Raw genomic sequence first — 15,433 nt, forward strand, 5'->3', positions numbered from 1 at the left:
ACTATGAAATACCTGTTTACTCTTCTCTTTTGCTGCTTTATTCATTCCTTAGGGGCTCAGGATCAGATTTTAAAGGGGAGAGTACTAGACGAAAAGACGAACGAACCCGTTGCTTTTGCATCGGTGTTCATTAGTACGACTACGACGGGCACGTTAACCAATGAAAAAGGAGAGTTTTCTTTGTCGGTGAAAGCGGGTAACTACGAAGTCATTGTTTCCATGGTAGGTTATGAACCGCTGGTCTATGCTCTGGATACCCGCCAGAAACGGGCGGTTTCTTACCTGTTTAAAATTCAGCCGAAAACCTATTCACTTCAAACCGTTGGGGTGAAGGCGAAACGCGATAGCTCGTGGTACGATAACCTCAAGATTTTCAAAGAGCAGTTTCTAGGTAGTAGCGAAACAGCTCAGCAATGTCGCATACTCAATGAAAACCAACTCGTTATTGTCTTTGATCCCCAAACAGCTTTTTTGGAGGTAAAGTCCGACGAAGTACTGAAAATCGAAAACCGGGAACTGGGGTATCGTATCAATTATCTGTTGGCGGAATTCAAATACGACATGCGGCAGGGGTATGTTACCTACCTGGGTTATCCGAACTTTCAGCTCATGGAAGGAAATAAGTCCCGGCAAAGACGTTGGGCCAAGAATCGGCAGCGGGCGTATAAAGGCTCGATCATGCATTTTGTACGAAGCCTGCGAAATCAGCAATTAGAAGCAGAAGGCTTTAATCTTCGAAGACTGATTCGGATGCTCAATCCCAATCGGCCCACGGAGGAAGAGTTAAAAGCAATCCGTCAGAAAATCAGAGAGCAGGGTGGTTTACGAAAAGATGACCCACTGGAGAAAATCCTGGCGAAGGCTAGTTTGCCAAAAATCCTGGAAAAACTGGATACGGCCCGGGTTGCGTATGATGAATACCTGAAAAACGACCAACTGACTTTTGAGGGATTTTTTCAGGTGGTATACGTTGGCGAAAAAGAAGAACCCACTTATGTCATGAGCCAGAGCCGTCATCGAAACCGTCAGCCCATGTTTCAGACTTCGGTATTTTCCCTGAGAACGGAATCTGTGCTACTGGAAGAAAACGGAAGTATATTACCTCCACTAGGCGTTATGTTTGAAGGTTACTGGGGTTGGGAGAAAGTAGGAGACCTATTACCGCTCGATTATTCGGATCAGTAAAGGCTGTCTTCCAGGTAACGATTTATGTCTCAATCCATACTTATTTTAGAAATTCAATAGTAAAGACACGCTTAAAATAGACCACTAGGCGTGGAAATTCGACAGCCCATAGTAGAGCCATTGCCACCTCGTCGTATCTTCGCGAGATCAATAGAATTCCGTTTCATTACTGACAGGTTTTTCAGCTAGCCGATTAGGTATGATTTTTTATCATAAAAAGTCAAGAAAAAACTGACAGTATCTGGCGGGAAATTATTGACAAATTGCAGCCGTGAAAATCCCCGGAGGCGTTGAGTGCTTACTCAACTGTGCTCTATTTTGACCATCCTATCGAATGAATAAAACTGATACCCAAGATGGCAGCAAACGCGTAAGCCGGATTAATCGCTTTTTCTTGGATTTGCATGACGTCTTTCTATTTGTTGTCCGAATTTTTAAGGAAGCGTTCTTACCTCCCTACGAGTTTAAGGAAATTGTTAAGCAGTGCTTTGAAGTAGGTGTAAAATCGCTTCCGCTGATCTCCCTCACTGGTTTTATTACGGGCATTGTATTCGTAAACCAGTCGAGACCTTCGCTGTCTGAGTTTGGAGCTGTTTCTTGGTTACCCTCGCTCATTGCCATTGCTATTGTGCGGGCTCTGGCTCCTTTGGTTACCTCATTGATTGCGGCGGGTAAAGTAGGTTCAAACATCGGAGCCGAGTTAGGTTCGATGAATGTAACTGAACAAATCGACGCGATGGAAGTTTCTGCTACGAATCCGTTCAAGTTTCTGGTCGTAAGTCGGGTCATTGCTACCACTACTATGATTCCCATCCTTACTGTCTATACCACGATGTTAGCTCTCTTGGGGGGATTCATTAATATTCATCAGAACGAGGCCACGAGTTTTCAAACCTACTTTACGCAGGTGTTTAATACCGTCACGTTTACGGATGTATTTGCTTCGCTGGCTAAATCCGTTGTGTTTGGATTTACCATTGGAGCCGTAGGTTGTTATAAGGGGTTTCATTCTTCTAAAGGAACGGAGGGCGTCGGAAAAGCGGCCAATACTTCGGTGGTACTTTCCATGTTCCTGATTTTCATTGAAGAGTTACTTTCCCTGCAAATCGTAATGGCATTAATCTCCTGATCCTATGAAGAGAAAAGCAAACATAGATACCAGCGATAAAGTCATTTCAATTCGTGGGCTGAAAAAATCCTTTGGTAGTCTGACGGTATTGAGAGGGGTGGATCTAGACATTTACAAAGGCGAAAACCTGGTGGTGTTGGGTCGTTCCGGCACGGGAAAATCCGTTTTGATTAAGATTATTTCGGGTTTACTGAAAGCCGATGAAGGGTCCGTTAAAGTATTGGGTCAGGAAGTCGGTGAGTTATCTGCCAAAGAGCTGGATGCGTTGCGACTGAAAATTGGGTTTTCCTTCCAGAATAGTGCCTTATACGACAGTATGACGGTGTACGAGAATCTGGAGTTTCCCCTGATTCGTAATGTGCGTAATCTGACCAGAAAAGAAATTGATCTGGCTATTGAAGAAGCCCTGGAGGATGTAGGTTTATCCCAGACGATCCGTCAGATGCCTTCGCAGCTTTCGGGCGGACAGCGGAAGCGAATTGGTATTGCCCGCACGCTGATTCTGAAGCCAGAAATTATGCTTTACGATGAGCCAACGGCTGGTCTGGACCCGATTACATCCGGAGAGATCAATAATTTGATTAATCAGGTTCAGGAACAGCATAATACCACTTCGATCATCATTACCCACGATTTGACGTGTGCTAAAACTACGGGAGATCGGGTCGCCATGTTATTGGACGGCCAGTTCCAGCGTCAGGGCACTTTCGAAGAAGTTTTTGCTTCGGACGAAGAGCGGGTTAAACAATTTTACGAATATAATTTTATTGACTAAATGAGCACAGGAGAAAACAAACGATCAGTTCAGGTAGGAATTTTTGTATTCCTGGGCCTCGTCATATTTATTGTCGGCGTATTGTTTTTAGGCGGTCAACAAAAACGCTTTATCAAAAGTATTGAGGTAGCAGCCATCTTTGATGATGTAGGAGGTTTGAAAACGGGTAATAACGTCTGGTTTTCCGGGGTAAAAGTGGGTACTGTAAAATCGGTAAAATTCTACGGAAAATCACAGGTGGAAGTGACCATGAACATCGAAAAAGAAGCTCAGCAATACATTCATAAAGATGCTCAGGCGGAAATTAGCTCGGAGGGTTTCATTGGCAATAAGATCGTGGTTATTGAAGGAGGAACGCCCCAACTGGCTTCGGTTGACGATGGGGATGTCATTCGGGCAAAAGCCGTTTTAGGCACCGATCAGATCATGGAAACCTTGCAGGAGAATAACAAAAACCTGCTGAAAATTACGACTGATTTCAAAGGACTCGTTTCAAAAATTGCCCGTGGGAAGGGCACCATTGGAGCCGTTCTGACGGATTCAATTCTGGCCGAGCAATTTAAAGCTACGGTTAATCACCTTGAACGAGCTTCTCAGAACGCTAATCGCATGTCGAGTTCGCTGGCGGCTTATTCCAATCGTTTAAATACCAAAGGAAGTCTGGCCCACGAGTTGGTAACCGATACGACGGTTTTTGCCAGCATCAAATCTTCGGCTAATCAATTGAAACAGATGAGTCAGTCGGCTCAGCAAGTGGTAGACAAAGCCTCTGTAGCGACTGACAACGTAGTAACTGCTACGAAAAAACTGAATCAGAATGATAATGCTCTGGGCTTGTTACTCAACGATCAGAAAACTGCTGGCGATTTGAAAACGACCTTACAATACCTGGAAAGCAGCAGCCGAAAACTGGATCAGAACATGGAAGCTTTACAGCATAACTTCCTGACGCGTCCGTTTTTCCGCAGACAGGAAAGAGCGGCAGAAAAAGCCAAACGTGATTCGCTGAAGAATGCCGGCCAATAGTTCTTGAACAGATTAGTGTTTCTACGCTGCTAGTATTTGTTTTAGGCCAAGCTGCTTTATAGAAAGAGAGTCATTGCTGCCAGCTTTTTCGCTGGCAGCAGTCTTTTAGGGCAAGTTAGTTTATAGAAAAGTTGGCCGGAGCACGTTGGTAGCGGTTGTTCAAGAGGCTTCCATTGCTCTGAAAATAATTGAGACATTTCAACAAGTTATTATGCCTACGCTGCCAGTGTAATCCCTGATAGGCGAAGCGTTTCTTTTTGAAAATAGGTTACTTTGCAGGCTCAAGTGTAGAAAATAGAATGCAGCAATTACTCGATTTATTAAAGCAATACCAAACCACCGACGCGAACGAAGAGGCCATGCGGTTGCGTCTGATGGAATTCGTTCAAACGCACGAAAATTGCTTTGATCGAACCTTATTAATCGGTCATGTCACCGGATCAGCCTGGATTTTGGACGAAACCGGAACGCAGGCCTTACTCATGCACCACCGAAAACTTGATCGTTGGTTTCAGCCAGGAGGACATTGTGATGGGGATCCGAATGTGCAGGGAGTGGCTCAGCGGGAAGCTTGGGAAGAAACCGGAGCCGAAGTAACTCCTGTCGGTGACGGCATTTTTGATATTGACATTCATACCATTCCCGCTCGTAAGCAGGAACCGGAGCATTTGCATTATGATGTTCGTTTTCTTTTCCGGGCCGATGCCACGAAAGAGTTACTCATCAATGAAGAATCTAACGAGATCAAATGGATTCCTTTAAACGAAGTTCGCCTTCATAATGACGAAGAATCCATGATGAGAATGGTGCGAAAATCAGTGCTGAATGGTCGAATGAGTGAATGACAGAGTAACAAAAAAGGGAAGGCTTGCCTTCCCTTTTTGTTATTTACTGTTGATTGAAAACTTTACGATTTCGGTGGGTCGTTCGAAGTCGCCGAGGGGTATTTTGGCGATTTTTTCTACGATGTCCATACCTTTCGTGACTTCACCGAAGACGGTATATTCCTGATCGAAAATGATTTCTCCGCCCTGTTTCAGATAAATATCTTTCAATGCTGGTGGGTACTTTGCCAACTCTTCTTCATTGTAATAAATACCTTTAGTAACAATGAAAAACTCCGTTGACGAAGAGCGTTTCTCTGGATTATTCTCTGAATAACGAGCCATCGAGACGGTTCCTCGTTTATGAATTAGATTCGGACGTAATTCGGCGGGAATGGTATAGCTGAGCTGATCGCGTTGCTCGCCGCCGCCCTGAATGCAAACACCCTTTACCGAACGATAAAAGCCTCGGTCATCGTAATAGCCTTGATTGGTTAACCGTAGAAAATTAGCCCGGTGGAGGGGCGTTTCCTTATATAACGTAATTTCAATATCACCGAATCGGGTATGGATGTTTACTACATTTTCGGGGTGCTCTTTTCCGTAATCGGTTAGCGTTTGGGTAACCTCATCCTGCGGAATTTCGAAATTACTACAGGAGCTAAGACCTAATCCAATAACAGCCAGAAACAGACCTAATCGATTCATTTTCATACAAGAAGGGGTTAGGCAAAGACGGAGGTGAACTGGAAGGTTTCCCCGTCAAATAAGCCTTTGTCACTTAATTTTAAACTAGGAATGACGAGTAAAGCCATGAACGAAAGCGACATGAAGGGCGAGCTCAGCGTACAGCCCAGTTGTTGCTTGGCAAAAGCGTCGAGCGTGGCGTATTGAGTAGCTACCCAGTACCCATCTTCGCCGCTGAGAATACCCGCAACGGGCAGGGGCAGCACCAGCTCTTCTGCTTCGTGGACCGCTGCGATCCCACCTTTTTCACGAATAATCAAATTAACGGCCTGAGCGATGGAATCGTCATCCACACCAACGGCTACGATATTATGCGAATCGTGGGCTACACAGGAAGCCAAAGCTCCTTTAGTTAGGCCGAAATTTCGGATAAAAGCTACTGCTGGCGGAGCGTCAGCGTACCGATTAACGACGGCAATTTTCAATACATCCTGTTCGGTATCAGAAGTTAACTCGCCGTTCTGAACGTTTAATTTTTCGATTCGGGCGGGGGTTATCAACTGACCGTCCAATGCTTCGATGACCCGAACGGAAACTTCTTTTTGTGATGAAGTGATCTGAAAATCAGCGGGTGCTTTCTCCAGAGCATTAAACTGATTAATAGGCTCGCTGAGGTAACTCGTGAGAAGTGAAGTACCGTTTTCGGCAACCAGCTCCCCTTTAATATAGGTTTGAAGAATAGTAAATTCTTTCGGAGAATCAATAACGATAAAATCAGCCGAATCACCTTCGCGTAATTGCCCAACCGCCAAGCCATAATGTTCTACCGGATTCAGACACGCCATTTGAAGAATTTCAAACAAATGATCGGGATATAACGCCAGAGCCCGTTTGACCAACAGATTAATATGACCGAGTACAAGTCCGTCGGGATGTTTATCATCCGAACAAAACATTAGGTTCTGGTAATGCTCGGGTAATAGAGGAATCAGGGCATCGAAATTCTTTGCTGCTGAACCTTCCCGAATTAACACCTTCATGCCGAACGAAAGCTTATCGAGGGCTTCTTCAGCGGTAAAACATTCATGATCCGTCTGGCAGCCAGCTTCGATGTATCGGCGGGCGGCATCGCCCCGAAGTCCGGGGGCGTGTCCATCGACGGGGTAACCTAATTCCTGAGCAATGCCGATTTTGGCGGTCATGTCCGGGTCATGATTGAGCACGCCGGGAAAGTTCATCACTTCCGCCAGATAACCTACTTCCTGATAATTCGTTAATAAATACCGTACATCTTCAGGGGTTACGATGGCTCCTGCCGTTTCAAAAGGCGTCGCCGGAACGCAGCTAGGGGCTCCAAAACAGAAGTGAAAAGGGACTTTACGACCGTTTTCAATCATCCATTCTACTCCTTTTACCCCCAGTACATTCGCAATTTCGTGCGGGTCCGAAATGGTGCCAACCGTTCCGTGCACCACTGCCAACCGGGCAAACTGAGCCGGACTGAGCATGGAGCTTTCCACGTGTACGTGAGCATCCACAAAACCCGGTAACAGGTATTGTTCGGGAGCCTCAGGGTTATCCTGAATGCGAGTGATGGTATGGTTATCAACCGTTATCGTAACCGGACGAATTTGCCGACCGGGAATATCCAGAAGCTGGCCACTAATCTCTTTCATCATTTTTAGTTTTCAGTTGTCGGTTTGCTGTTTTTAGTTGATAACAGATGCCCCTCTTGCTTGCCCGACGGATCGGAATGTGCACCAATGGAGAAAGTAACTAAAGCATTCCGGTATCAAACTTTTCTAACGAACTCAAACCTTTCAAACTTTATACGCAGCATAAGCCCTGCATCACTCCTCTAAACTTTTTACCTTTGCCAAAGTTCTACAATGAAATGACTTCCCGGTTGCTTTCAGTAGCAATTTCTGATAAAATGTCTAAAATCATCATCGCCATTGACGGCTATTCAAGCTGCGGAAAAAGCTCAACGGCTAAAGTTCTCGCGGCTCAGTTAGGATACGGTTATATCGATACTGGTGCCATGTACCGGGCGGTTAGCCTGTATTTTTACCAACATTATGTAACCATCACTAATCCTCATGAGGTTCAAAAGGCCCTCGAAAATATTCACATTACGTTTCAGTTTAATCCCGAAAAACGGTTGAACGAAACGTATCTGAATGGGTTGTGTGTGGAAGATGAAATTCGAAAAATGTACATCTCCCAGCGGGTAAGCGAAGTAAGTGCCGTGGTAGAAGTGCGTCGGGCGATGGTGGCTTTACAGCAGAAAATGGGAAAGCAGAAGGGCATTGTCATGGATGGTCGGGATATTGGCACCATGGTATTCCCGCAGGCAGAACTGAAAGTATTTATGACGGCAGATCCGTTGATTCGGGCTCAGCGACGGCAAGCGGAGTTACTCGAAAAAGGAGATCTGATTTCTCTGGATGAAGTACTGGAGAACTTAACCAAACGCGATCACATTGACATGACTCGCTCCGAAGGACCGCTGCGGCAGGCGGAAGATGCATTGGTACTGGATAACTCATTTATGACCTTCGACGAACAGGTGGCTCTGATTAAATCCTGGGCGGAAGAACGAATGGGGGAAAGCGTTTAGGGTTTTCAGTTTGGAGCGGCCGCCGCTGCGGTTTGGAGTTTTGAGCGACCGTCGCTACGGTTTTGAGTTTTGAGTTTTCAGTTTTCAGTTTTCAGTTTTCAGTTTTCAGTTTTCAGTTTTCAGTTTTCAGTTTTCAGTTTTCAGTTTTCAGTTTTCAGTTTTCAGTTTTCAGTTTTCAGTTTGAAAGAGAAAACCTGTAAAGGTAGGAGAGTTGCTTGAAAAGAGAACAACAACCACGGCGGGGTTTTTGAGTTTACAATCTCCAATAACAGGCGGTCATTTCTGTAGAGATGGTTAGTGTTACTTTAGGGATTATAAATCCCTTCCAGAGGGCTTTCGGATTACAAATCCGAAAGAGCGTAGGGAGTTGTTTGAAAAGGGAAACCTAACCCCGGAGGGGTTGAACCTGGATAGCCCCAGGCTGGATAGCCCCGGATGTCAATCCGGGGTTTTCTGTTGTTTGTCCCAGCTAAGAACCAAAGCTTCACTTTCCTGTAACTATTAATTAACCCCTCCCGAAAATTTTAAAACTTTCGGGAAGTTGATAAACAACTAACAACTAACAACTAACAACTAACAACTAACAACTAACTTACTTCCCAACCACAATCTCCTTCTCCACATATCCGCCTCGGGTGGAAAGTAATTTTACCTTCGCCTTAATCGAGCCAGACTGGTTTACTTTTACTTTAAACGTCGCTTCTTTCTGTTCTCCAGCGGTGGTATAACCCGCGTAAATAGTTTTATCGAACAAAGCTGGTTCCGTAATTACTACTTTTGCCTCAGGACTTTCTTTCAATAAAGCCTTATCAATGTCGAGTGTTACCCGATCTTCCTGAACAATTTTGATGCGTTTCGCCTGTTCCAGGGCAACGGGCAGCTTACCAGTGTTTTTCCAGTTTACCTTTATTTCGTATTCATTATTGGCAAGTGGCTTCACGTTTACGTTCGTTAGTTCAATTTGCGGTAACTCGAAGGCCATGCCGAGGTTGAATTTAGCCTGCCGCGAAATCCACATTTCTAATACTGAGGCCGGACCATTCTGAGCGAAGAATTTCGGGTGAAACCCACCCAGCTCGACCTCACCCAACTGCGGATGCGTAAACTTCGTCCAAGGTTTGAAGCCCCTCTTTCCGTTCGCTTCATCATCCCAGCGAATCCCGTCATATTCATCGTATTGACCGTCGCCGTCATAATCTTTCATGGCTCCGCCGTTCCATAACTCATCCCCGTACCAAATCGAACCGTAATAAAAGTAGCCAAAATCTGGACCGTGACCGAACAGCGGTTCGGGTTTCGTTGGATCGCCCGTTAAGCGATTGGTCTTGCTACGAGTTGCGTACGTATTATAGACATCACCTGCCCAGGGGTAACCCGTGTTGGCTAAGCCCAGACTGTCCATGTGACGGTAAATCTTCAAGTCCTCCGGGAACATGCTTTCCGTATCTTTGGAAGTCGAAGGTGGTCGCAGGTGCATCGGAACGCGGGTATCCATGGAGTTGACAACCGAAATATTCGGATGTCCCAATAGCCATAGTACCGTCGAACGCGTTTCTATTTCACTCAATGGGTAAGCTCCGGCTCCATTCTGAGTATAACCCCGACCCGTAAAATCTCCGCCCTGATCGGGTCGCCAGTTTTCGGGGTAATTCCGGTGAATATCCAGCCCGCCAATGCCGTCTTCATTATATTTTCCGTCGCCGTCGTTGTCAATGCCTTCTGTATAAACCAACCATTGCCCTTTTCCTTCCTGCACCCGTTTCATCAGGCGGGAGTCGCGGGGATCGAGTACGTAATTGGCTTTCTCAAGATCGGCCTTGGTCGTTGCTTTTTTGCGAATCTGATAAATGACTCCATCGCCATCCAAATCTTCCTCGGGATCTTCATCGAATAAGCCATCCCGGTCGTCATCATGCGGACGAATGGAACTACGGTTTCGCTGAGCCGTGAAGAGATACATATTCGATCCATCCGGGTTATTCTGCGGACGGAGGTAGACGGTTTTGGTATCCAGTAATTTCGTAATCGCTGGATCTTTCCCGTAATTATCTAAAAGATATTTGGTCAGCCAAAGTACTGATTCACTACTGGTTACCTCACCGCTGTGCCGACCGCCTTCAAAATACGCCGCTGGTTTATCCGTATGTTTTCCCGTCTTCTTATTGGTCAGCGTCAATTGCAAAATAGGGCGACCTTCATAACTCTTGGCTACCTCATACAAATCAACCAGATTGGGATGCTGCTCGGCCCATTTTTTGCACCAGTAATACATCACATCAGGCGAATGATAAGTATTGAACGCGAGCGTTTTCCCGGGCTGATATTCGACGTCTTTGAACTGATGCTTTTTAAAGAAACTAATACCGTGTCGTTCGCCCCTGACGCTGTAAAACTTACTGGTGGTGTCCTGCTCAGGCCATTTTTTCTCCGTTTCATAGTACGAACGCTGGGCATACGCACCAGCCATCTGACTGAGGCAAAAAAGGAAAGTAATACGTTTTTTCATGCGTAAAATGATAAAAGAAGTGGTAATTATTCAATAGGGGCGAGAGCAACCAACGAAACACTGATGTTAGGAAATTATTCGTATTTAAACAAAACTTAAAAGTCAATTATGCCATATAAATTTTTACCATAGCGTCAAATTTTAGTTTTATGTATGGACAATTGCGGATTGGATAAAATAAGATTCTGAATTGCTGGCTGTTGAGTAAAAGGCTTGAAAAGTAGTCAGAAGCGTTACTAAGATTTTCTGCCGTATTTTGAAGCATCATTGAGTAGAATCACATGCAAAAAATAGACTATCTGATCGTAGGTCAGGGCATTGCGGGGTCAATGCTGGCTTGGACTCTGCGGAGTCGGGGATGTAAAATCCGGGTCATCGACGATCAGCGACCTTCGTCTTCGCGGGTGGCCGCGGGGATATGTAACCCGGTTACCGGACGAAAGCTGGCGAAAACCTGGCTCGCGGATGAGTTGTTCCCATTCTTACATTCCTTCTACAGTGCACTGGAAGAGAGCTTACAGGCTCGATTTTTTTATCCGGTTCCTCTGTATCGTCCTTATCAATCCATTGAGGAACAGAACTTCTTCATTGCTCAGACGGCCAATCCGGTTTTGGAAGGTTACGTCAAACCTTCCGAGCAAAATGAAGCCTATTCTCCACTGATTCATAACGAATTAGGCGGTCTAGAGACCTTACAGGCGGCTTGGGTAGATTTACCCGTTTTATTAACCGAAATTCATAAAATTTTAGAGCAGGAAGATTCGTTTGAAGAAACGGAATTTCAGTGGGACGAAGTGCAATTAACCCCTGAAACCGCTCGCTGGCGTTCGTATGAAGCGAAGATGATTATCAGTTGCGAAGGGGCTTATGGTCGATTCAATCCTCATTTTAACTGGTTACCCTGGGCAGTGGTAAAGGGTGAAATTATGAACCTTGATATTCCGGGGCCATCGTTTCCGGGCATTGTGAACCAGAGCGTCTGGATTCAGGCTCATCCCAACGGAAAATACCGGGCAGGTTCCAATTACGAATGGAACGATCTGACCTGGGAGCCTTCAGAAAAGGGCAAAACGTATTTACTGGATAAGTTTTCGAAGTTAATTAAAGTGCCTTTTAAGATCGAAAAACACGTGGCCGGGATTCGGCCAGCCACGCAGGGACGGCGACCTTTCATCGGGGTTCATCCGGGCCATTCGACCCTCGGAATTTTTAATGGATTAGGCTCAAAAGGCACCTCTATGGCCCCTTTTTTAGCCAAACAATTCGCTGATTTTCTGGTTGATAGGAAAGAACTTCATCCCGAAGCGAATATTCAGCGATTCCATACGTTATATTTCAGCTAAATCAACGAATAGCCGTATGCTTCAGCGGGTGAGTATGCGGAGTACCCTAAGCCCTAAGCCATGGATTGGACCAATACTTTTAAAGTTTCTTTGTTGAGTGGATTACTTCTGGGGGCGGTTACCGTCCAGGCACAGGTCTATATGCCAACCATGGAAGAGTTCGGAAAGAACAGAATTCAGCGGGAACGATACGATTGGCAGGTGCTGACCACCTCTAACTTTGAAATTTATTTCCACGGGAATAGTCGCTCGCTGGCCACTTATACAGCCCAGATGGCCGAGTCAGAATTTGACCGCATTACCGATCTGCTGAGTTATACCCCTTACAGCCGCACCAAGATTTTTCTCTATGATTCTCCCGCGGATTTAAAGCAGAGTAATATCGGCGTTTCGCTGAACTCTATTGCTGAAATTCGGGAAGAAAACCTGTCCAAGTCCCGTGTTCAGATTGCCTTTACGGCCAATCACATGGAATTCCGCAAGCAACTCGCGAAAGAGGTTTCTTCGGTGTTTGTGTACGACATGCTGTACGGTGGAAGCCTGAAGGATGCCCTTCAAAGCCAATTGCTACTTTCCTTACCCGAATGGTTCATTTCAGGAATCACGGCTTACGTTGCCGAAGGCTGGAGCCGGGATCTGGATGATTACATGCGGGACGTGGCGTTGAACAAGAAATTTAAAAAACCAACCCAGTTAACGGGCGATGAGGCTACTCGTATAGGGCAGTCCATCTGGAATTTTATTGCCGAACGTTACGGACGGGATAATATCTCCAATATCCTCAACCTGACCCGCATCATTCGCACGGAGCAAACCAGTATTTCCAGCACGCTTGGGATTTCCTATGCTCGTTTTGTGAACGACTGGAAAGATTATTATACCCAAATGGCTACTTCCACCGCAGGTTCTTTTCAGCCTGCCGGAGGTACTAAACTGGCGGGTTATAATTTGTTTTCTGGTCAGCAAATTGAACAGGTCAAACTTAGTCCTGATCGTCGCATGGTGGTTTATTCCATGATTGATCACGGACGTTATCGGGTATACGTTACAGGCACTCAGGGAGGTAAACCCGAAGAGTTACTGGTAGGGGGTGATCGTTTTTTAACGCGAGAATTGCCCATTCATGCTCCTCTCTTAGCCTTTCAGGATAACGGAACACTGAACATTCTAACTCAGCAGGATGATCGCATCCTGTTGTCGCAGTACGTACCAGGTTCTAAAAAAGGATTACGGCTGAAGGCCCGCCGCTTCGTTCGGGGTTTTAATCAGATTGCTGGTTTTGATATTTCGCAGGATGGCTCAACGCTGGCCATCAGCGGCGACCGCAAAGGACAAAGCGATTTATTCCTATATAACATCAGCCGTAATGGCGTAACTCAACTGACGAACGACTTATATGACGACTTAACGCCGTCATTCGTAGGGCGTTCGAATAGTAAAGTCTTGTTTACTTCCAATCGGACCACGGATACGCTTTCTACTAAGCCCGTTCCTACGCCTTTACCAACCAGTTTCAATCTGTTCCTGCACGAAGGAAATGCCCGGGCCAATACCGTACAGCGACTGGCATCCAGAGCGACTCAGCCCTTCTCTACGAATGGTGAAAAAGTATTTTTCCTGAGTGACGAACAGGGCATCCAGAACCTTTACGTACTGGATACTACCGCTCAGCAGGTTCGTCCTCTGAGTCAGTTTGCCGAGAGTATTAATGCTTTTGATTATAACCCCAACAGCGGAGCTTTAGCATACGTAAGCCTTGAAAAAGGGCAGCAGGTATTGAAATTCCTGCCTGGATTATCTTCGTCAGCTATTAACCCCGATGCTTCAACGATCCGTAATATCCGTCTGAATGGTGGCGTAAACAAAGCTCAGGGAGCCGCAGTGGCAGATCCTACGAAAGCTCCCGTGGGGGTAGGAAATGCTTCCAGAATTAAACTAAGACCGGGAGAGGTCGATACCGATAACTATCAGTTTGATCTGGAAGGTTTGAAAGTAACCGAACGCCGAACGAATCAGCCTGCTGGCAATGCTCCCCGGGTTATTACCAATTCGAGAAGTCGCACTACGGTCGTTCGTCGGGATGCCACCCGTCTCAAAGGGCCAACCAATTACAAAGATGTGTTTGTGGTGAACAAGACAGATAACCAGTTTCTGGTCTTGCCTTATTTAACCACACCCGGCAGCGGTTTTGGCTGGCAAAACACCATTACCATCAATGATATGCTGGAAAACAACATCATCAAAGGTGGTTTGTTCATTACGCCAACGTTCCGTACCAGCGAAATTTTTGCGGAATATCAGTATCTGGCCCATCGCATTGATTTTAGTGCCCGCTTTGATCGTCGGGCTTTCGCTGATAACACATTTACCGTCGGAACGGGAATGTTTACAAAATACCGCTATAACCGACTGACGCTTACGGCATCTTATCCCATTAACGAAGCCCTTCGGGTTTCGGCCTCGCCCATGTTTACGCTGCTGAATCGGGTAGATGGTTCGCAGGGAAGTTCTGGAATACCCAATGCTTCGTCCAGTTTCGTGGGCTTGCAGGGCGAAGTGGTGTTTGATAACACCCGCACCAATGGCCGAAATTTGCTGGAAGGCTCTCGCGTCAAACTGCGGGCCCAACAGCAGCAGGGAATGCGGCTGAGTTCGGAAAGCTTTTACAAAATCACGTTGGATGCCCGCAATTACACCAAGATCTATCGTGATCTGACGCTGGCAACGCGAATTTCCTTTGGTAACTCTGGCGGAGCAGCTCCCAAACAAAGCATTCTGGGGGGCGTTGATAACTGGATTCCTTTTGGCAATGTTCGGGAAGTGCGAAATGCGAGAAAACCCACTTAGTCCTTATACCACCGATTATCGAAATGTATTCTTCACCGATTTCGTAACGCCTCTGCGGGGGTTCCGCATGAACAAGTTATCCGGCGAAAGTTATCTGCTGTTCAATGCCGAGTTACGTTGGCCCGTGTTCCGTGTGTTAAGTCGAGGCCCGCTTACTTCGACGTTCCTGCAAAACTTCCAGTTAACGGCCTTTACGGATGTGGGAACGGCCTGGACCGGAAATGGCCCTTTCAGTCGTCAGAACAGTTTGAATACGGAAATTGTCAGTGCCCCCGGAAGCGTTTGGACGGCAACGGTTAATAACTTCAAAAATCCGTATCTGATTGGGTATGGTGTGGGTGTTCGGACGTTGTTCCTGGGTTATTACGTCAAAGGTGATTTTGCCTGGGGCGTAGAAGACAAGACGACTCAAACCCCAATTTTACATATTTCGTTGGGACACGATTTCTAGAAAATGCATCGTGAATTGCGATAACCCGGAAGCTTCAGCT

The 15,433-nt window shown here is 46.0% G+C and carries 12 protein-coding genes; 9 read left to right on the top strand and 3 right to left on the bottom strand.

What is annotated here, in order from left to right; genetic code table 11:
- The first annotated feature begins 3 nt into the window (after positions 1 to 3).
- From QE357_RS05940 to QE357_RS05960, 5 genes are all read left to right on the top strand, one after another.
- Positions 4 to 1,185 carry a carboxypeptidase-like regulatory domain-containing protein gene (locus QE357_RS05940; protein ID WP_309706401.1) on the top strand — a complete coding sequence of 394 codons (1,182 nt, stop codon included), beginning with the start codon at positions 4 to 6 and terminating at the stop codon, positions 1,183 to 1,185.
- Between the two features lie 334 nt (positions 1,186 to 1,519).
- Complete coding sequence (locus tag QE357_RS05945; RefSeq protein WP_307142366.1) at positions 1,520 to 2,314, top strand: ABC transporter permease; 795 nt, start codon at positions 1,520 to 1,522, stop codon at positions 2,312 to 2,314.
- A gap of 4 nt (positions 2,315 to 2,318) precedes the next feature.
- The gene (locus tag QE357_RS05950) at positions 2,319 to 3,089 is read left to right on the top strand and encodes an ABC transporter ATP-binding protein (RefSeq protein WP_106636272.1); all 771 of its coding nucleotides are present in this window, start codon (positions 2,319 to 2,321) and stop codon (positions 3,087 to 3,089) included.
- On the top strand, positions 3,090 to 4,115 hold the full coding sequence (locus QE357_RS05955) for an MlaD family protein (protein WP_106636273.1): 1,026 nt from the start codon (positions 3,090 to 3,092) through the stop codon (positions 4,113 to 4,115). It abuts the gene before it with no gap.
- Positions 4,116 to 4,414: 299 nt separating this feature from the next.
- On the top strand, positions 4,415 to 4,960 hold the full coding sequence (locus QE357_RS05960) for an NUDIX hydrolase (protein ID WP_309706402.1): 546 nt from the start codon (positions 4,415 to 4,417) through the stop codon (positions 4,958 to 4,960).
- A gap of 39 nt (positions 4,961 to 4,999) precedes the next feature.
- Here the strand turns inward: QE357_RS05960 and QE357_RS05965 are convergent, their stop codons facing one another.
- Positions 5,000 to 5,653, bottom strand: a complete 654-nt coding sequence (locus tag QE357_RS05965; RefSeq protein ID WP_106636274.1) for a peptidylprolyl isomerase — start codon at positions 5,651 to 5,653, stop codon at positions 5,000 to 5,002.
- 11 nt (positions 5,654 to 5,664) lie between these two features.
- Positions 5,665 to 7,302: an adenine deaminase gene (gene ade, locus QE357_RS05970; RefSeq protein WP_409050262.1), complete on the bottom strand. Its 1,638-nt coding sequence runs from the start codon at positions 7,300 to 7,302 to the stop codon at positions 5,665 to 5,667.
- Positions 7,303 to 7,559: 257 nt separating this feature from the next.
- Here ade and cmk point away from each other — a divergent pair, with 257 nt between their 5' ends.
- Positions 7,560 to 8,246 (top strand): (d)CMP kinase, encoded by a 687-nt coding sequence (gene cmk, locus QE357_RS05975; protein WP_309711331.1) that lies wholly within the window; start codon positions 7,560 to 7,562, stop codon positions 8,244 to 8,246.
- Between the two features lie 592 nt (positions 8,247 to 8,838).
- Here the strand turns inward: cmk and QE357_RS05980 are convergent.
- Entirely contained in the window at positions 8,839 to 10,752 is a 1,914-nt protein-coding gene (locus QE357_RS05980) for a M14 family metallopeptidase (protein WP_309706404.1), read from the bottom strand.
- A 281-nt stretch (positions 10,753 to 11,033) separates the two neighbouring features.
- On the opposite strand from QE357_RS05980, the gene QE357_RS05985 reads away from it, so the two are divergent.
- From QE357_RS05985 to QE357_RS05995, 3 genes are read left to right on the top strand one after another with little or no spacing between them, the layout of a single operon-like run.
- On the top strand, positions 11,034 to 12,095 hold the full coding sequence (locus QE357_RS05985) for an FAD-binding oxidoreductase (RefSeq protein WP_307142370.1): 1,062 nt from the start codon (positions 11,034 to 11,036) through the stop codon (positions 12,093 to 12,095).
- 60 nt (positions 12,096 to 12,155) lie between these two features.
- Positions 12,156 to 14,942, top strand: coding sequence for a hypothetical protein (locus QE357_RS05990; protein ID WP_309706405.1), 2,787 nt, complete (start codon positions 12,156 to 12,158; stop codon positions 14,940 to 14,942).
- Entirely contained in the window at positions 14,923 to 15,393 is a 471-nt protein-coding gene (locus QE357_RS05995; RefSeq protein ID WP_309706406.1) for a BamA/TamA family outer membrane protein, read from the top strand. The genes QE357_RS05990 and QE357_RS05995 overlap by 20 nt, the downstream gene beginning before the upstream one ends.
- Positions 15,394 to 15,433: the final 40 nt, after the last annotated feature.

It is taken from the genome of Siphonobacter sp. SORGH_AS_0500 (genome assembly GCF_031453245.1).
In the GTDB taxonomy this organism is placed as follows: domain Bacteria; phylum Bacteroidota; class Bacteroidia; order Cytophagales; family Spirosomataceae; genus Siphonobacter.